General features: G+C 72.1%; 14 protein-coding genes. 11 read left to right on the top strand and 3 right to left on the bottom strand.

Going from position 1 to position 17593, the window contains the following annotated elements; genetic code table 11:
• Nucleotides 1-2: 2 nt before the first annotated feature.
• The 3 genes from Q7L73_RS19565 (at nucleotide 3) to Q7L73_RS19555 (ending at nucleotide 2177) form a co-directional block, all read left to right on the top strand.
• Nucleotides 3-365 (top strand): VOC family protein, encoded by a 363-nt coding sequence (locus tag Q7L73_RS19565; protein ID WP_304691274.1) that lies wholly within the window; start codon nucleotides 3-5, stop codon nucleotides 363-365.
• A gap of 90 nt (nucleotides 366-455) precedes the next feature.
• On the top strand, nucleotides 456-1070 hold the full coding sequence (gene pdxH / locus Q7L73_RS19560; RefSeq protein ID WP_304691273.1) for a pyridoxamine 5'-phosphate oxidase: 615 nt from the start codon (nucleotides 456-458) through the stop codon (nucleotides 1068-1070).
• A 129-nt stretch (nucleotides 1071-1199) separates the two neighbouring features.
• On the top strand, nucleotides 1200-2177 hold the full coding sequence (locus tag Q7L73_RS19555; RefSeq protein ID WP_304691272.1) for a hypothetical protein: 978 nt from the start codon (nucleotides 1200-1202) through the stop codon (nucleotides 2175-2177).
• Here Q7L73_RS19555 and Q7L73_RS19550 read toward each other — a convergent pair.
• Nucleotides 2132-2833 carry a pyridoxamine 5'-phosphate oxidase family protein gene (locus tag Q7L73_RS19550; RefSeq protein ID WP_304691271.1) on the bottom strand — a complete coding sequence of 234 codons (702 nt, stop codon included), beginning with the start codon at nucleotides 2831-2833 and terminating at the stop codon, nucleotides 2132-2134. The genes Q7L73_RS19555 and Q7L73_RS19550 overlap by 46 nt on opposite strands.
• A gap of 66 nt (nucleotides 2834-2899) precedes the next feature.
• On the opposite strand from Q7L73_RS19550, the gene Q7L73_RS19545 reads away from it, so the two are divergent.
• From Q7L73_RS19545 to tgt, 8 genes are all read left to right on the top strand, one after another.
• Nucleotides 2900-4633, top strand: coding sequence for a PLP-dependent aminotransferase family protein (locus tag Q7L73_RS19545; protein ID WP_304691270.1), 1734 nt, complete (start codon nucleotides 2900-2902; stop codon nucleotides 4631-4633).
• Between the two features lie 80 nt (nucleotides 4634-4713).
• Nucleotides 4714-5715 carry a type I glyceraldehyde-3-phosphate dehydrogenase gene (gap, locus tag Q7L73_RS19540; RefSeq protein ID WP_304691269.1) on the top strand — a complete coding sequence of 334 codons (1002 nt, stop codon included), beginning with the start codon at nucleotides 4714-4716 and terminating at the stop codon, nucleotides 5713-5715.
• The gene (pgk, locus tag Q7L73_RS19535) at nucleotides 5712-6878 is read left to right on the top strand and encodes a phosphoglycerate kinase (protein WP_304691268.1); all 1167 of its coding nucleotides are present in this window, start codon (nucleotides 5712-5714) and stop codon (nucleotides 6876-6878) included. Before gap ends, pgk begins: the two co-directional genes overlap by 4 nt.
• On the top strand, nucleotides 6875-7642 hold the full coding sequence (tpiA, locus tag Q7L73_RS19530) for a triose-phosphate isomerase (protein WP_304691267.1): 768 nt from the start codon (nucleotides 6875-6877) through the stop codon (nucleotides 7640-7642). The genes pgk and tpiA overlap by 4 nt, the downstream gene beginning before the upstream one ends.
• Nucleotides 7639-9159 (top strand): 2,3-bisphosphoglycerate-independent phosphoglycerate mutase, encoded by a 1521-nt coding sequence (gene gpmI / locus Q7L73_RS19525; RefSeq protein WP_304691266.1) that lies wholly within the window; start codon nucleotides 7639-7641, stop codon nucleotides 9157-9159. Before tpiA ends, gpmI begins: the two co-directional genes overlap by 4 nt.
• Nucleotides 9156-10841 carry a DEAD/DEAH box helicase gene (locus tag Q7L73_RS19520; RefSeq protein ID WP_304691265.1) on the top strand — a complete coding sequence of 562 codons (1686 nt, stop codon included), beginning with the start codon at nucleotides 9156-9158 and terminating at the stop codon, nucleotides 10839-10841. Before gpmI ends, Q7L73_RS19520 begins: the two co-directional genes overlap by 4 nt.
• A gap of 71 nt (nucleotides 10842-10912) precedes the next feature.
• Nucleotides 10913-11401, top strand: coding sequence for a MarR family winged helix-turn-helix transcriptional regulator (locus Q7L73_RS19515; RefSeq protein WP_304691264.1), 489 nt, complete (start codon nucleotides 10913-10915; stop codon nucleotides 11399-11401).
• 655 nt (nucleotides 11402-12056) lie between these two features.
• On the top strand, nucleotides 12057-13280 hold the full coding sequence (tgt, locus tag Q7L73_RS19510; RefSeq protein WP_304691263.1) for a tRNA guanosine(34) transglycosylase Tgt: 1224 nt from the start codon (nucleotides 12057-12059) through the stop codon (nucleotides 13278-13280).
• An 89-nt stretch (nucleotides 13281-13369) separates the two neighbouring features.
• On the opposite strand, the gene Q7L73_RS19505 is transcribed toward tgt, so the two are convergent.
• Together Q7L73_RS19505 and Q7L73_RS19500 are read right to left on the bottom strand one after the other, a co-directional pair.
• Nucleotides 13370-15451: a methyl-accepting chemotaxis protein gene (locus Q7L73_RS19505; protein ID WP_304691262.1), complete on the bottom strand. Its 2082-nt coding sequence runs from the start codon at nucleotides 15449-15451 to the stop codon at nucleotides 13370-13372.
• A 175-nt stretch (nucleotides 15452-15626) separates the two neighbouring features.
• A partial coding sequence (locus Q7L73_RS19500; protein ID WP_304715616.1) for a methyl-accepting chemotaxis protein occupies nucleotides 15627-17593 on the bottom strand: 1967 nt, incomplete at its 5' end.

Below are 17593 nucleotides of genomic sequence, written 5' to 3'. Positions count from 1 at the left end.
CCGTGTTCGACCACATCGGCTTCGAGGTCTCCGACCTCGCACGCTCGGCACGCTTCTACGACGCCGTCGTCCACGCGCTCGGGCTGCGGCGCCAGTTCGAGAGCCCGCACGCGATCGCCTGGGGCGACAACGAGCCGCTGCTGTGGGTCGTCGTGCGCGGTCTGGCGCCGGCGCCCGGCTACGGGCACGTCGCGCTGCGGGCGAGCGGCCGCGTCGCCGTCGACGCCGCCCACGCGGCGGGCCTCGCCAACGGCGGCAGCGACGCCGGCGCGCCCGGTCCGCGGCCGCAGTACGGGCGCGGCTGCTACGCCGGCTACCTGCACGACCCCGACGGGCTGCGGGTCGAGCTGGTGACGCGGGCCTGAGCCGGCGGCGCGGCTCGGCGCGAGGCGCGGGTGCGCGCCACCCGCGTGCGCGAGGCACGCGGGTGGCGCCGCTCTGCCACGATCTGTGGCGTGGAACCCGTGCTGACCGAATCCGATCTGCTCGACGACCCGATCGAGCTGTTCCGCCGCTGGTTCGCGGACGCCGAGGCGGCCGACCTGCCGCAGCCGAACGCGATGACGCTCGCGACCGTCGCCGCCGACGGCCGGCCGTCGGCCCGCGTCGTGCTGCTGAAGGGCGTCGACGCGCGCGGCTTTCAGTTCTTCACCAACTACGAGAGCCGCAAGGCCGGTGAGGCGGACGGCGACGGGCGCGCGGCGCTCGCCTTCGTCTGGATACCGCTGCAGCGGCAGGTGCGGGTCGTCGGCGACGTCGCGCGGGTGAGCGCGGAGGAGTCCGACGCCTACTTCGCGACCCGTCCGCGCGGCAGCCAGATCGGCGCCTGGGCGTCGCAGCAGAGCCGCACGGTCGCCGATCGCGGCGTGCTCGAAGCGCGCGTCGCGGAGCTGGAGGAGCGCTACGCCGGCGCCGAGGTGCCGCGACCGCCGCAGTGGGGCGGCTACCTCGTCACGCCGCTGGAGATCGAGTTCTGGCAGGGCCGCCGCAACCGCCTCCACGACCGCTTCGCCTACACGCGCGAGCGCGCCGACGGCGGCGTCTGGCAGCGGGCGCGGCTGCAGCCCTGAAAGGAGACCGCGTCTTCGTAAAACCGAAGTTTGGCGACGGTTTGAGTTCTGTGTCAGCCTGCGCCGATGCGGATTGGTGCAATCTTCCGGCCTGACACGATCAACGCTCATTACCGGGTCGTGACTCCGATGGTCGCGCTGCGGGAATTGGGCCACGAGGTGCTCGACTTTCCACAGGTCGTGGGTGGGAGAGCGATAGCGTTCGAGCAGGTCGCCAGCTGCGACTTGGTCCACATTCACCGCTTCGTGCCCAATGACGACGATACCTTCGTCCCGCGGCTGAAAGAGCGCGGCGTCGTCGTGACGTTCGACAACGATGACGCGATGGACGTGATACCGCCGGCTGCGCGGAGACTGATCGAAGGGGTCAAGAGCCCCGACTACATCCAGGCCGCTGTCGACATGTTCCACCGCACGCTGGCGCTGATGCCGTTGTTCGACCTCGTGACGGTGCCGAGTGAGGCGCTCGGCGAGCGGATGCGGGAGGCCGGCGCGCTCGACGTCCGCGTGATCGACAACCGCCTTCCCGATCGCTTCCTCGACGTTCCTACACCCGAGCCAGACCGGCTGACAATCGGTTGGCACGGCTTCGTCGAGCACATGGCCGACTACGAGGCGCTCGGGCTCAGGGAGGTCTTCGAGCGATTGCTCGACAAGCAACCGCACATCCAGCTCTTCACGATCGGGCTCGACCTCGGGCTCGACGACGATCGCTACGGCTGGACCGACTGGGTCCATTTCGAGCAGCTGACGAAGAAGCTCGCGAGCTTCGATCTCGGGCTCGCGCCGATCGTCGACAACGCCTTCAACCGCTCGCGCTCCAACTGCAAGGTGCGTGAGTACGCGGCCGCCGGCGTGCCGTGGCTGGCTTCACCGGTTGGTCCCTACCAGCGTCTCGGCAAGGAGGAGGGCGGCAAGCTCGTCGCCGACGGCGACTGGTACCAGGAGATCGAGCAAGCGTTGAAGTCGCCTTTCAAGCGGTCTCGCGCTGCTCGGCGCGCGAAAGCGTGGGCGAAACGCGAGACCATCTCGCAGACGGTTGCGTTGTGGGAGGACGCCTTCTACGACGCACTCGAGTCGGCTGAGCGGACCGAGCAGATCGTCTGATCGCCGCGGGCGGCGGCCCAGCCGGTCACCGCTGCCGACGGCTCGACCCCTGCGCGCAGGCGTGCGTCGGGAATCGGGGCGCCGGCGGTCAGCGCGAGCGGGACGACGCCGGCCCAGACGTCGAACGCGTAGTCCCCCTCGTCGTCGACCGGGCCGCCCTCGCGGACCTTCGCGGAAGCCTCGGTCAGCTCCATCGTGAGCACGCGCGTGCCCTTCAGCTCCTGCGCGTTGGGCTGGCGGACCTCGTCCCAGCGGCCGGGCAGCAGCTTCTCGGTGAACGCCTCCAGCGCGTCGGCGCGCTCGTCGGCGCCCTCGACCAGCGTCGCGGTCCCGAGCACGACGACCGAGCGGTAGTTCATCGAGTGGTGGAAGGCGGAGCGCGCCAGCACGAGCCCGTCGACCAGCGTCGTCGTCAGGCAGGCGGGGACGCCGGCCGAGAGCTTGCGGACCATCCGGCTCGCGGTCGAGCCGTGCATGTAGACACGGTCGCCGAGGCGGGCGATCAGCATCGGGATCACGTACGGCTGCTCGTCGACGCTGAAGCCGACATGGGCGACGAGCGACTCGTCGAGGATCGCGGCAATCGTGGCGCGGTCGTAGAGGCCGCGCTTTGGCACGCGTCTGATCCGCGTCCGGGAGCTGGGAGCTTGGGCCATGGCGAGCACGCTACGAGAACTTGGCCTTGCCGAAAAGAGCCAAACGTGCGTAAGAATGTGGGGCCAATGGATCTGCTGCTCGACCTCGCCGCCGCTCCCGGCAGCACGCTCCGCCGCCGCGCCGAGCAGGCGCTGCGCGAGGCGGTCCTCAGCGGCCGGCTGCCGCCCGGCGCGCGCCTGCCCTCGACGCGGGCGCTGGCGACGCAGCTCGGCGTCTCGCGCGGCGTGGTCGTCGAGGCCTACGCCCAGCTCGCCGCCGAGGGCTACCTGCTGACTCGCCGCGGCGGCGGCACGACCGTCGCGAAAGCCGGCGCGCCTGCTGCGAACCGTGGCACGGATGACGCAAATGGCGGCGCGGATGCGCGGATCAGCGGCGCGGAGGTGCGCTTTGGCGGCGCGGATGCGCGGATTCGCGGCGCGGACGACGCGCTCGGCGGGACGGACGCTGCGGGCGGTCAGGCTGACTGGAGCGCGACCGGCGGATGGGACGGGGCCGTGCTGGGCGGGGAGCGGGCGGGGCCGGCGGCGATCCGGCACGACCTGCGGCCGGCGCTGCCGGCGCTGGCCGGCTTTCCGCGGCGGGCGTGGCTGGCCTCGCTCGGGCGAGTGCTGCGTGAGCTGCCGGACGAGCGCTTCGGCTATCCCGACCCGGCCGGCGTACCCGAGCTGCGCGAGACGCTCGCGGCCTACCTCGGCCGCGTCCGCGGTGTGCGCACGGCGCCGGAGCTGATCGTCGTCACCGGCGGGCTGCGGCAAGGGCTCGACCTGCTGTGGTCCTCGCTGGCGACCGTCGGCGTCAGACGGGTCGCGGTCGAGCGGCCGGGCTGGCGCGGCTGGGTCCAGACCGCGGCTGCCGCCGGCCTGGAGACGATCCCGCTCGCCGTCGACGGGGACGGCGCGGTGGTGGACGGGCTCGTGCACGCGGGGGAGGGCGTCGCCGGGGGAGGCGGAGGCGCGAGCGGCCTCGTCGGGAGAGGCGGAGCACGGGAAAGCCGGGGCGCCTGGACGGCGGTCGACGCCGTCGGCGTCACGCCGGCGCACCAGTTCCCGACGGGCGCGGTGCTCTCGGCGGCGCGGCGGAGCGCGCTCGTGGCGTGGGCGCAGCGGACCGGCGGGATCGTCGTCGAGGACGACTACGACGCCGAGTTCCGCTACGACCGCAAGCCGATCGGCTCGCTGCAGGGGCTCGCGCCCGACGTCGTCGTCTACGGCGGCAGCGCCTCCAAGACGCTCGCGCCGGCCGTCCGGATCGGCTGGCTGGCGCTGCCGCCGCGGCTCGTCGGGCCGGTCGCGTCCGCGCAGCGCCGGCTCGGCGGCGCGCCCGCGCCGCTGGAGCAGCTCGCGCTCGCCGACCTGATCGCCCGCGGCGAGCTGGACCGCCACCTGCGCCGCCAGCGCCGCGCCTACCGCCGCCAGCGCGACGCGCTGCTGAGCGCGCTCGCGCACGAGCTGCCGGCCGTCGGCGTCGAGGGCGCGGCCGCCGGGCTCCACGCCGTCCTGCGGCTGCCGCCGGGCAGCGACGAGCAGGCGACGATCGCCGCCGCGCGCGCCCGCGGCGTCGCGCTCGACGGCCTCGGCAGCGGCGAGCCCGCGCTCGTCGTCGGCTACGCCAACCTCGCCGCGGCGGCCGTCCCCGCCGCCGTCACGGCGCTCGCGGCGGCCGTTCGCGAGGCCGCCGCCGGCTCCACGGGCGGGGAGGCGGCGCGGCCGGGCGCGAGCGGGTCGGGGGCGGCCGGCGGGCGGGCGACGGCGGGAGCGGGCGACGCGGCCACGAGCAGGGGTCGAGCCGGGGGTCGTTGATACCCTCTCAGCGCCGCCGGTTCGCATTCTCCACCGGCGTTCCTCTTTCCATTCTGTTGCCAACGGAAGGACTCGCACGCATGCCGCTTCGGGTTGGGATCAACGGCTTCGGCCGGATCGGCCGAAACGTCTTCCGAGCCGCCAAGGAGGCGGGCGCGGACATCGAGTTCGTGGCGGTCAACGACCTCACGGACGTCAAGACGCTCGCCCACCTGCTCAAGTACGACTCGATCCTCGGCCCGTTCCCGGGCACCGTCGAGGAGGTCGAGGGCGGCATCGTGGTCGACGGCCAGGAGATCAAGGTCCTCGCCGAGCGCGATCCGGGCGCCCTCCCGTGGGGCGACCTCGGCGTCGACGTCGTGATCGAGTCGACCGGCTTCTTCACGAAGAGAGAGGACGCCGCCAAGCACCTCGCCGGCGGCGCCAAGAAGGTCATCATCTCCGCGCCGGCGACCGGCCCGGACGCGACCGTCGTCCTCGGTGTCAACTTCGACACCTACGACAAGGACAACCACACGGTCGTCTCCAACGCCTCCTGCACGACCAACTGCCTCGCGCCGGTCGCGAAGGTCGTCAACGACCTGGTCGGCATCCAGCACGGCCTGATGACGACGATCCACGCCTACACGGCCGATCAGCGGCTGCAGGACATGCCGCACAAGGACCTGCGCCGCGCCCGCGCCGCTGCGATCAACCTGATCCCGGCCTCGACCGGCGCCGCGAAGGCGATCGGCCTCGTGATCCCGGAGCTGAACGGCAAGCTCAACGGCTTCGCGGTCCGCGCCCCCGTCCCGACCGGCTCGGTCGTCGACCTGACCTTCGTCGCCAAGCGCGAGACGAGCGTCGACGAGGTCAACGCGGCGCTCAAGGCGGCCTCCGAGGACGGCCCGCTGAAGGGCATCCTCGGCTACACCGAGGACCCGATCGTCTCCGGCGACATCGTCAAGGACGCGCGCTCCTCGATCGTCGACGGGCAGCTCACCTCGGTCCTCGACGGCACGCTCGTGAAGGTCGTCGCCTGGTACGACAACGAGTGGGGCTACTCGAACCGCGTCGTCGACCTCGTGCAGAAGGTGCTGTGAAGACGCTCGACGATCTCGACGTCGAGGGCAAGAAGGTCCTCGTCCGCGTCGACTTCAACGTTCCGCTGAAGGACGGCGCGGTCACGGACGACACGCGCATCAGAGGCGCGCTGCCGACGCTCAGAGAGCTGCTCGGCAGAGGCGCCTCGCTGGTCCTGGTCTCGCACCTGGGCCGCCCGAAGGACCGCGAGCCGGAGCTGTCGCTCCGGCCCGTGGCCGACCGCCTCGGCGAGCTGATCGGGACCCCCGTGAAGCTCGCCCCGGGCGTCGTCGGCGACCAGGTCACCGCCCTGGCGAACGAGCTGAAGCCGGGCGAGATCCTGCTGCTGGAGAACGTCCGCTACGAGCCGGGCGAGACGAAGAACGACGCCGCGCTGGCGGATGCGCTCGCCGCGCTCGCCGACGTCTACGTCAACGACGCCTTCGGCGCCGCCCACCGCGCGCACGCCTCGACCGAGGGCGTCGCCAGACGCCTCCCGCACGCCGCCGGCCGGCTGCTGGAGCGCGAGGTCAACACGCTCGGCCACATCCTCGAGCACCCGAGAAAGCCGCTCGTGGCGATCATCGGCGGCGCGAAGGTGACCGACAAGATCGCCGTCATCGACCGCTTCATGCACGTCGCCGACACGATCCTGATCGGCGGCGCGATGGCGTTCCCGTTCTTCAAGGCGCAGGGCCACGACGTCGGCGACTCGCTCTGCGAGGCCGACGGGATCGGCCCCGCCAAGGACGCGCTCGCGCAGTCGCGGATGGACCGCTCGCACCTGGAGCTGCCGATCGACCTCGTGATCGCAGACCGCTTCGCCGCCGAGGCCGAGCACCGAGTGCTCGACGGCGTCGACGTGCCCGACGGCTGGATGGGCATCGACGTCGGCCCGCGCACCGCGCAGCGCTACGCGGACGAGATCGCGAAGGCCGGCACGGTCTTCTGGAACGGCCCGATGGGCGCGTTCGAGCTGGAGCCGTTCGCGGCCGGCACGCGCGCGGTCGCGGAGGCCGTCGCGGCCTGCGACGGGACGACCGTCGTCGGCGGCGGCGACAGCGCCGCCGCGCTGCAGCAGTTCGGTCTGGGCGACCGCGTCACCCATCTGTCGACGGGTGGCGGCGCGTCGCTGGAGCTGATCGAGGGCAAGAAGCTGCCCGGAGTGGAGGCGCTCAAGTGAGCAGCACGCGCACCCCGCTGATCGCGGGCAACTGGAAGATGCACAAGACGATCGCGGAGGCCGAGGAGTTCATCCAGGGCCTGCTGCCGCTCGTCTTCGCCGCTGACGGCAAAGTCGACATCGGCATCTGCGCGCCGTTCACGTCGCTGCAGGCGCTCGTCGACTCGGCCCGCGGCAGCGCGGTGCGGATCTACGCGCAGAACATGCACCAGGCCGAGCAGGGCGCGTTCACCGGCGAGATCTCGGCGGCGATGCTCGGCGAGGTCGAGGTCCAGGGCGTCGTGCTCGGCCACTCCGAGCGACGCGAGTACTTCGGCGAGACCGACAAGGCGCTCGCGCTGAAGGTCCCGGCGGCGCTGGCGGCCGACCTCGAGCCGATCCTCTGCGTCGGCGAGACCGAGGAGGAGCGCGACAACGGCGACACCGAGCGCAAGCTCCGCCACCAGATCCAGGAGGGCCTCGCGAGAGTGCCCGAGGAGCAGCTCGCCAAGGTCGTCATCGCCTACGAGCCGATCTGGGCGATCGGCACCGGCAAGACGGCGACCGCAGACCAGGCGCAGGAGGCGTGCGCCTTCGTGCGCGCGCTCGTCGCGCAGCGCTCGGCCGACGCCGCCGAGCAGGTGCGCGTGCTCTACGGCGGCTCGATGAAGCCCGACAACGCCGCCGAGCTGCTGGCGCTGCCGGACGTCGACGGCGGTCTCGTCGGCGGCGCCTCGCTGGAGCCGGCGTCGCTCGCCGCGATCATCGAGGCCGCGGGCGCATGACCACCTACCCTCGGGTCGCGCTCGTCGTGCTGGACGGCTGGGGCCTCGCCCCGGCCGGTCCCGGCAACGCGGTCTCACTCGCCGACACGCCCGTCTTCGACGCGCTGTGGGCGAGATATCCGACGACGAGAATGATCGCGAAGGGCAAGGCGGTCGGCCTGCCCGAGGGGCAGATGGGCAACTCCGAGGTCGGCCACCTCAACCTCGGCGCCGGCGCGGTCGTCAAGCAGGACCTGACGCGGATCGACGAGGCGGCCGAGGAGGGCACGCTCGCCGAGAACGAGGTCCTGCGGGCCGCCTTCGAGGCCGGCAGGGACACCCGCGTCCACCTGATCGGGCTCGTCTCCGAGGGCGGCGTCCACTCGGCGATGAGACACCTGAAGGCGCTGATCGAGCTGGGCGCGACGCTGGGCGTGCGGGATCTCGTGATCCACGCCTTCACCGACGGCCGCGACACGCTGCCGAAGGCCGGCGCCGGCTACCTCGCGACGGTCGAGGGCTGGATCGCCGACGCCGGCGCGGGCCGTGTCGGCAGCGTCATCGGCCGCTACTTCGCGATGGATCGCGACAAGCGCTGGGAGCGCGTGCAGCAGGCGTACGACCTGCTCGTCCACGGCACCGCGCCGCACCACGCCGACAGCGCCGAGGCCGCCGCGCGCGCCGCCTACGAGCGCGACGAGACCGACGAGTTCATCACCGCCACGAGCGTCGGCGACGAGGCGCGGATCCGCCCCGGCGACAGCGTGCTGGCGTTCAACTTCCGCCCCGACCGGATGCGCGAGATCACGCTCGCGCTCGCCGACCCGTCGTTCGACGACGTCGACCGCAGAGGCGCGCCGCCGGTCGAGCACTACACGTGCATGACCGAGTACAACGAGGAGTGGTCGTTCCCGATCGCCTTCCCGCCGGCCCGTCCGACGGTCACGCTCGCGAGCACGCTCGCCGCGACCGGGGCGAAGCAGCTGCACGTCGCCGAGACGGAGAAGTACCCGCACGTGACGTACTTCTTCAACGGCGGCGAGGAGCACGCCTACGACGGCGAGCGGCGCGAGCTGGCGCAGTCCCCGCGTGACGTCGCGACCTACGACCTGAAGCCGGAGATGAGCGCGCACGAGGCGGCGAGGCTGTTCGTCGACGCCTGGAACGCCGACCAGCCGCGCTTCGGCATCATCAACTTCGCGAACGCCGACATGGTCGGTCACAGCGGCGTGATCCCCGCCGCCGTGAAGGCGGTCGAGACGGTCGACGCCTGCCTCGGCGAGGTCGTCAGAGCGGTCCACGAGAGCGGCGGCGTGCTGCTGATCACGGCCGACCACGGCAACGCCGACCACATGCTCGAGCCGGACGGCAGCCCCAACACCGCCCATTCGCTCAACCCCGTGCCGGTGATCGTCACCGCCGAGGGGCTGAAGCTGCGCGAGGAGGGGATCCTCGCCGACGTCGCACCGACCCTCCTGCAGCTGCTCGGGGAGGACCAGCCCGAGCAGATGACGGGCCAGTCGCTGATCGAGGCGTGAGCGCCGCCGCTCGCAGAAAGACCCTTCCGCCGTGGCCGAAGGGACGGCCGCTGCGTGACTGGCAGCAGAAGGCGATCGCCGCGCTCGCCGAGCACGAGGGCGAGGCCTTCCTCGCCTCGGCGACGCCGGCGGCCGGCAAGACGACGTTCGGCCTGCGCGTCGCCTACGAGGCGCTCCAGCGCGGCGAGGTGCAGCGCGTCGCGATCCTCGCGCCGACCGCGCACATCTGCCGCCAGTGGGCGGCCGACGCGGCCCGCTACGGGATCGACCTCGAACCGAACCGGCCCAACTCGGAGGGGCCGGAGCCGTCGGACCGCCACGGCGTCGTCGTCACCTACCAGGCGGTCGCGGCCGGGCCGAGACCGCACCGGATCGCCTGCAACGGCCGCCGCACGCTGCTCGTCGCCGACGAGCCCCACCACATGGGCGAGCACGCCGCGTGGGGCACGACCGCGATGGACGCCTTCGCCAACGCGAAGCAGCGCGTGCTGCTGTCCGGCACGCCGTTCCGCTCCGACAACTCGCCGATCCCGTGGGTCGAGTACGACGCCGACGGCGTCTCCAGCGCCTCCTACGCCTACTCGTACACGCAGGCGCTGATGGACGGCGTCTGCCGCCCGATCACCTTCCAGCCCTACGACGGCGACATGGAGTGGACGAGCGACGGCCGCCGCCGCCGCGCCGACTTCTCCGTCGTGCTGCCGCGCAACGAGGACGCGCGGCGGCTGCGGACCGCGCTCGACGGCGAGGGCGACTGGATCAGGCGCGTGCTGATCGACGCCGACCACAAGCTCGGCGAGATCCGCGCCGGCGACCATCCGGAGGCCGGCGGCCTCGTGATCGCGATCGACAAGCAGCACGCGATCCAGCTCGCCGGGCAGCTGCAGAAGATCAGCGGCGAGGCGCCGCTGATCGTCACCTCCGACGAGGCCGACGCCTCGCAGCGGATCGCCCGCTTCGCCGCCGGCACGACGCGCTGGATCGTCTCGGTGCTGATGGTCTCCGAGGGCGTCGACATCCCGCGCCTGCGCGTCGGCGTCTACGCGACGACCTCGCGCACCGAGCTGTTCTTCCGCCAGGTCGTCGGCCGCTTCATCCGCCGCTCGCCGAGACCGCGCAGACAGATGTCGTTCCTGTTCCTGCCGTCGGACATATTGCTGAAGACGCTCGCCTCGCGGATCGAGGAGGAGCGCAACCACGCGATCGAGCTGAGACCGGCGCTCGACACCGGCGAGCTGGACGAGCCGCCGGAGCGGCGCAGAAGCGAGCCGGGCGTCTACGAGGCGCTCTACTCCGACGCGCGCCCGGACGAGCACATCCAGATCGGCGACAACCTGATGCTGTTCGCCGACCCGGAGCCGGCCGGCGCGGCGAGACCGTCGGCGGCGTTCATGGCGTTCGGCGGCGGGATCGCGGAGACGAAGCGGCCCGCGGAGGAGCTGGTCGACGCGCTGCCGAGCGCGGCCGACGACCCGCAGTCCGCCTACCAGCGGCGCGAGACGCTGCGCGAGGAGCGCAGCAAGCTGGTCGCGACGCTGGCGCGGCGGGGGAGAGAGGACCACCGCGAGATCAACGCCCGCCTCAACCGGCTGGTGGGGGCTCCGTCGGTCTCGAAGTCGACGCTGGAGCAGCTCGAGAAGGCGAACGAGCGGCTGCGGCGCGAGGTCGAGAAGAGCGGCTGATCTGACCCGGCGCGTCGGCCGCCGCTGCTATCGTCGCGACCGTCGAAACCTTCTCATCCCTGCTTTAGCCGATGTCCGCGACCGAACTTCCTCCCGCTGCAGCCGCCGTCCCCGCCGGGCTCGACGCCGTCGAGCTGGGCGCCTGGAAGGGCCTGCTGAGGGTTCACGCGTCGCTGATGAAGTCGCTCGACGCGGAGCTGGAGGCGACCCATCGCCTGCCGCTGACCTCCTACGAGGTGCTGATCCAGCTCGCCGACGCGCCCGACCGCAAGATGCGCATGTGCGACCTCGCCGACTCGGTGCTGCTGTCGCGCAGCGGCATGAGCCGTCTGGTCGACCGCCTCGAGCGTGACGGCCTGCTCGAACGGGCCGCCTGCCCGAACGACGCGCGCGGCTCCTTCGCGGTGCTGACGCCGGCCGGCCAGGAGCTGCTCGCCGCCGCCCGCCCGACGCATCACGAGGGCATCCGCCGCGCCTTCCTCGAGCATTTCAGCGAGGACGAGCTGCGCCAGCTCGGCGCGTTCTGGACGCGGCTGCTGCCGCCGTCCGCCGGTTCGTAGGCGCCTCCGCCTTACTCACGGCGACTCCCTCCCGCGGGAGTCTGCGGCGGAGTACATCCCTGCGATGTACTGCGCCGCAGAGTCCGTCGTGCTGCGTGCCGTCACGAAATCGCCGCCTGTCCGGTTGGGGAGGTGGCGTTTCGCCTGCTTGCAGCCGGATTGCGATGCGATTGCGATTCGATTGGCGCGCTGGCGTTCTGGTGCAACATCTCGTACATTTGTGCAGGTTTTGGACCCTGGAACTTGCTAACCGACTAGCCAGTCAGTTGAATGCACCAGGGTGGTCGAAGGTGATCGAAAAAACGCTTTGCTTTTGATCGACGGTGTGTTAGGCTGAATTTCGTTCTGTTGTTGCACCGCGCGACCGACCAGCGCGGCGGTGCGACCCCCAAGCGTCGGCCAGGCCGGCCGGCGAGCTGACACACCGGGCCAAGACGGCCGGTGCGGTCGGCTGTGTCCAAGGCCACCTACCGCCACGAGCCCGCGACCCCTCCCGGTCGCGGGCTCGTACTTTGTGGCGCGGATGCGCATGAACGCGGCGCGTCTTGCGCAGATCGCGGCGCGGATGCGCGTGATGGGGGCGCGGATGCGCGTGATGGGGGCGCGGATGCGGGCGGACGGGCAGAGTGGCCGGCCCGCTAGCCTCCAGCGTCGTATGGCGCCGCTCCTCGAGATCCACCACCGCGACCCCGGCTCGCTCGCGCGCACGGGCGTCCTCAACCTTGCGCACGGCCAGGTGCGCACGCCCGCCTTCGTGCCGCTCGCGACGAAGGGCACGATCAAGGGCCTCGAGCCGCGCGAGGTGCGCGAGCTCGGCTACGACATGGTGCTCGGCAACACCTTCCACCTCTTCCTCGCGCCGGGGCACGAGCTCGTCAGCGAGCTGGGAGGGCTGCACGAGTTCATGCGCTGGACCGATCCGATCATCACCGACTCCGGCGGCTTCCAGGTCTTCTCGATGGGGCACGGCACCGTCGCCGACGAGATCAAGGGCCGCGCGCCGACCGGCTCCGACCGCGCCGGCGCCGTCCTGCAGATCGCCGAGGAGGGCGTCAGCTTCCGCTCCTACATCGACGGCGGAGAGCGCTTCATGGCGCCCGAGACGTCGATGGAGATCCAGGCCGCGCTCGGCTCCGACATCGCGCTCGCGTTCGACGAGTGCACGCCCTTCCACGTCACGCGCGACTACACCGAGCGCTCGACCGAGCGGACCCACCGCTGGCTCGACCGCTGCATCGCCTGGCACGACGAGCATCAGCCGAGAGGTCAGGTGCTGTACTCGATCTCGCAGGGCGGCGTCTACGAGGACCTGCGCCGCGGCGCGACCCGTCACATCGCGCAGACGAGCGCGCCCGGCGTCGCGATCGGCGGCTCGCTCGGCGCCGACAAGCCACAGATGTACGAGGTCGTCAGCTGGGCGACCGACGAGCTGGAACGGGTCGCGCCGGAGAAGCCGCGCCACCTGCTCGGGATCGGCGAGATCGACGACCTCGTGCGCGGCGTCGAGCTGGGGATCGACACCTTCGACTGCGCGATGCCGACCCGCATCGGCCGGCACGGCATGGCGCTCGTGCCCGACCCGTCGAGACGCTGGCGGATCGACCTGACGAAGGGCCGCATGAAGCACGTCAACGAGCCGATCATGGACGACTGCCCCTGCCCCGCCTGCAGCCAGGGCTTCACGCGCGCCTACCTGCACTACCTCTTCGGCGCCCACGAGCTGACCGCGCTGCGGCTCGTCACGCTGCACAACCTCAGCTTCATCGAGCGGCTGATGTCCGACCTGCGCGCGGCCGTCGCGACCGGCACGCTGCCGCAGGTTGCGGCCGCCGTGCGCGCGGGCGCCGCGCCCGGCGGGCTCGCCGCCGTCGCCGCCTAGCTCGGGGGAAGCCACGGCGACGACGACGGCGGGCGCCTGACACGCCGGCACGCGGACCCCGGGAGGTCGCGCGGTCCGCGTGCCGCGGCTCACGCCTGTGCCAGCGTGAACCGACCGACGAGCGTCTCCAGCTGCTCGGCGGTGCGGGCCAGCTCGGTTGCGGAGGCGGCGATCTCCTGCGTCGCCGCCGACGTCTGCTGCGTCGAGGCCGAGACCTGCTCGGCCGAGGCGGAGGACTGCTCGGCCAGCGAGGCGACCTGGCCGACGTCGCCCTGCATCCGCTCGCTGCTCGCCGTGATCTCGGCGGCGGCGCTGACGATCTGCTCCATCTGCGCGGCGACCGCCTCGACCGCGACGCCGATCTCGAGGAACGCCTCGCGCGTGCGCCCGACCGCCTCGACGCCCTCGCTCGTGCGCGCCGCGCCGGCCTGCACGACGCCGACGCTGCGCGCCGTCTCGTGCTGGATCTCGCGGATCAGCGCCGAGATCTCCGACGCCGCCTCCTGCGAGCCCTCGGCCAGCTTGCGGACCTCTTCGGCGACGACCGCGAAGCCCTTGCCCTGCTCGCCGGCGCGGGCCGCCTCGATCGCGGCGTTGAGCGCGAGCAGGTTGGTCTGCTCGGCGATGTCGGTGATCGTCTGGACGATCCCGCCGATCCGCTCCGACTTGCCCGACAGCTGCTCGATCGCGTCGCTGACGGCGGCCGAGGAGGAGGCGACCTCCTGGATCGCCTCGCTCGCCTGCTCGGCGGTCGCGACGCCCTGACGGGCGACGCTGCTCGCCTCGCTGGCCGAGCCCGCGGTGCGCTCGGCCGACCGCGCCGAGGAGGCCGCGGCCGTGTTCGTCTCGACCGCGGTCTCGCGCGCCGACTCGATCCGCTGCACCTGCTGCTGCGAGCTGCCGGCGACCTCGCCGATCGCGGCCGCGATCTCGCCGACGGCACGACCGGTCTCCTCGGAGCTGCTGGCCATCTGCTGCGAGGCGGAGGAGACGGTCGCGGCGCCCTGCTGGACGTCGCCGAGCAGCTCGTTGAGGTTGCGCGTCATCGTCGTGAAGGCGTGGCCGAGCTGGTCTCTGCCGGAGACCGGGCGGACCTCGCCGGAGATGTCGCCGTCGGCGATGCGGCCGGCGGCGGCCGCCATCTCGGACAGGTAGGCGGTCATCTCGACGAAGGCGTTGCCGAGCACGTCGCGCTCGGAGCGGGGACGGACGTCGGCGGTCGGGTCGCCGGCGGCGATCTGGCGCGCGGCGGCCGCGGCCTCCTCGAAGTACGCCGTCAGCTCGACGAACGCGGTCCCGAGCACGTCGCGCTCGGAGCGGGCGTGGACGGCCGCGTTCGGGTCGCCCTCGGCGAGCTGCTCGGCGGCTGCCGCCATCTCGCGCATGTACGCCACCATCTGCTCGAACGCCTCGCCGAGCTGGCCGATCTCGTCACGCGATCTGATCTCGATCTGCTGGTCGACGTCGCCCTCGGCGATCCCCTCGGCGGCTCTGACCATCTGCCGCACGCCGCGCAGGATGCCGCGCGCTATCCACCACGAGACGCCGCTGCCGAGCGCGATCGCCGCGGCGATCAGCAGCAGCGTCAGCAGGCGGCTGGAGGAGTAGGTCGACTCGATCTGGGCGTTGTCGCGGGCGGCGAGCGCGACCTTCGAGTCGAACAGCGCGTCGAAGGCGGCCGCGACCTCGGTGAAGGCCGGCAGCACCTGCGCCTTGTTGAAGGCGTACGCCTGCTCGGCGCTCTGCGTGTCGGACCGTCTGAGCGCCTCGGCGGCGACCTCGCGGTAGCGGGCGAGCGCCTCCTGCAGCTGCACGAACTCGGTTCTCGCCTCCGGCGTCTGGAGCGTCGACTGGACCGCTCTCAGCGCTCTGTCGACGATCGGCTGGTTGGCGTCGATCTTGGCCGCGACCTCGGCCTTGCCGGCGGCGGTCGTCTCGAGGAAGTGGTTGTTGGTGAAGGCGCGCTGCTCGTTGAGTTTGGCGCGCGCGACGCCCAGGTGGGCGAGCGGCTGGGCTGCCGCGGTGTACATGATCTCGGCCCTCTGGTTGACACGCCCCAGGCTGGTGACGGCGACGATGCCGACGATCGCCATCAACGCGATCACGACGGCGGTCGCACCCATCTGTTTGACGAATATCGAGACGCGGCGGTTGCTGCGGGAAGCTGGCACGGAGGCTCCTTGACGAGTTCAGTCGGCTGGATGCCTCCGGTGTTCTCGGCGCGTCGGCGCTCGGCTTTAGGCACGCAGACGCTCACCCGCGTGCGGTGGACCGGCAATTAGTCATCTGCGGCGGCCGGCCGCGACAGGGTTCTGGAAACCAGAGATCCCTGTCGCGGCGGGCGATCTAGGCGGTCGTCAGCGTGAAGCGCGCCACCAGTCCTTCCAGCTGCTCGGCGGTGCGGGCAAGTTCGCTTGCGGAGGCCGCGATCTCCTGCGTCGAGGCGCTCGTCTGCTGCGTCGAGGCGGAGACCTGCTCGGCCGAGGCCGACGACTGCTCGGCGAGCGTCGCGATCTCGTCCATGCCCGTCTGGGTGCGGGTCGTGCCGGCCGAGATCTGGTCGGCGGAGACGACGATCGCCTCCATCCGCGTCGTCACGTCGTCGACCGCGGCGCCGATCCGCTCGAACGCCTCACGCGCCTTCTGGACCGCCTCGACGCCGTCGCTCGTGCGCCGCTCGCCGTCCTCGACGACGCCGACCGTCCGCTGCGTGCTCGCCTGGATGTCGGCGATCAGCGCCGAGATCTCGGCGGCGGCGGCCTGCGAGCCCTCGGCGAGCTTGCGGACCTCCTCGGCGACGACGGCGAAGCCGCGCCCCTGGTCGCCCGCCCGTGCCGCCTCGATCGCGGCGTTGAGCGCGAGCAGGTTGGTCTGCTCGGCGATGTCGGTGATCGTCTGCACGATCCCGCCGATCGCGGTCGACTTGTCCGACAGCTCGCCGATGACGCGGCTGACGTCGCGTGAGGAGTCGGCCACCTGGCGGATCGCGTCGGTCGCCTCCTCGGCCGTCAGCGCGCCGTCGCGGGCGACGGTGCGCGCCTCGTCGGCGGCGGTGGCGGTGTCACGCGCCGAGGCGGCCGAGCTGCCGGCGGCGGTGGCGGCGTCGCTGACCGCCTCGCGGGCGTCGGCGATCATCCGCACCTGCTGCTGCGAGCCGTCGGCGACGTCGGTGACGGCGCTGGCGATCTCGGCGACCGCGCGGCCGGTCTCCTCCGAGGTGCTCGCCATCTGCTGCGAGGCGGAGGAGACGGTCGCGGCGTTGACGGAGACGTCGCCCAGCAGGCTGTTGAGGTTGCCGGTCATCTCCGCGAACGCGACGCCGAGCGCATCCCGCTCCGAGCGCGGCGTGACCTGGCCGGTCAGGTCGCCGGAGGCGATCTGCTGCGCCGAGCCGGCCATCTCGCCGAGGTAGTCGCCCAGCTCGACGAAGGCGTTGCCGAGCACGTCGCGCTCCGAGCGCGGCGTGACCGCGATCTGCGGGTCGCCCTGCGCGAGCTGCTGCGCCGCGCCGGCGATCCCCTTCACGTAGCCGATCATGCGCTTGAACGCCTCGCCCAGCTGGCCGATCTCGTCGCTTGAGCGGATCCCGATCTGCTGCTCGACGTCGCCCTCGGCGATGCGGTCGGCGGCCGTCAGCATCTCGCGCACGCCGCGCACGATCCCGCGTGCGATCCACCACGAGACGGCGAGCCCCAGCGCCGTCGCGAAGAGGATCAGCAGGATCGCGATCAGCCTGCTGGAGGAGGCGGTGCTGTTGATGCCGTCGTTGTCGCTGGCGGCCAGAGAGACCTTCGAGTCGAACAGCGCCGCGAACGCCTCGACCGCCTGGTCGAACGGCGGCAGCATCCGCTCCTCTTCGAGCGCGTAGGCGCGCTCGGTCTGGCCGGCGTCGGACAGTCTCAGCAGCTCGTCGAGCGCCGGTCTGAACTCGGCGAGCGCGGTCGTGATCGCCGCGAAGTCGGCGCGACCTCTCTCGGTCTGGAGCGTTCTCTCGGCGGCGCTGAGCGCTCTCGCGAGCGCCGCGTCGGCGTCTTCGATGTCGCTGCGCAGTCTCGCCTTGCCGGTCGCGCTCTGCTCGAGCACGTGACGGTTGGCAAGGGCGCTCAGCTGGTTGAGCTTCGCGCGGGCCGTGCCGAGATCGGCCAGCGGCGCCGCAGCCGTCGTGTACATCCTCTCCGCGTCGGAGCTCACCTTCGAGAGGCTCACTATCCCGACGGTCCCGACGATCAGCATCAGCACGACCAGCAGCAGCGCGCTGCCGGTCAGCTTGACGAAGACCGACGCCCCGCGCCGGCCTCCCTTGTCAGGGGGGG

It is taken from the genome of Conexibacter sp. CPCC 205762 (assembly GCF_030646155.1).
Lineage (GTDB): Bacteria > Actinomycetota > Thermoleophilia > Solirubrobacterales > Solirubrobacteraceae > Conexibacter.
This window is presented reverse-complemented; position numbering and strand designations above follow the sequence as displayed.

What these genes read in the sequence shown, in the direction of transcription:
- Q7L73_RS19545 (WP_304691270.1), top strand. Translation starts at nt 2,900, where the DNA reads ATGGATCTGCTGCTCGACCTCGCCGCCGCTCCCGGCAGCACGCTCCGC.
- Q7L73_RS19550 (WP_304691271.1), bottom strand. Translation starts at nt 2,833, where the DNA reads ATGGCCCAAGCTCCCAGCTCCCGGACGCGGATCAGACGCGTGCCAAAG.
- gpmI (WP_304691266.1), top strand. Translation starts at nt 7,639, where the DNA reads ATGACCACCTACCCTCGGGTCGCGCTCGTCGTGCTGGACGGCTGGGGC.
- Q7L73_RS19515 (WP_304691264.1), top strand. Translation starts at nt 10,913, where the DNA reads ATGTCCGCGACCGAACTTCCTCCCGCTGCAGCCGCCGTCCCCGCCGGG.
- gap (WP_304691269.1), top strand. Translation starts at nt 4,714, where the DNA reads ATGCCGCTTCGGGTTGGGATCAACGGCTTCGGCCGGATCGGCCGAAAC.
- tgt (WP_304691263.1), top strand. Translation starts at nt 12,057, where the DNA reads ATGGCGCCGCTCCTCGAGATCCACCACCGCGACCCCGGCTCGCTCGCG.
- Q7L73_RS19555 (WP_304691272.1), top strand. Translation starts at nt 1,200, where the DNA reads ATGGTCGCGCTGCGGGAATTGGGCCACGAGGTGCTCGACTTTCCACAG.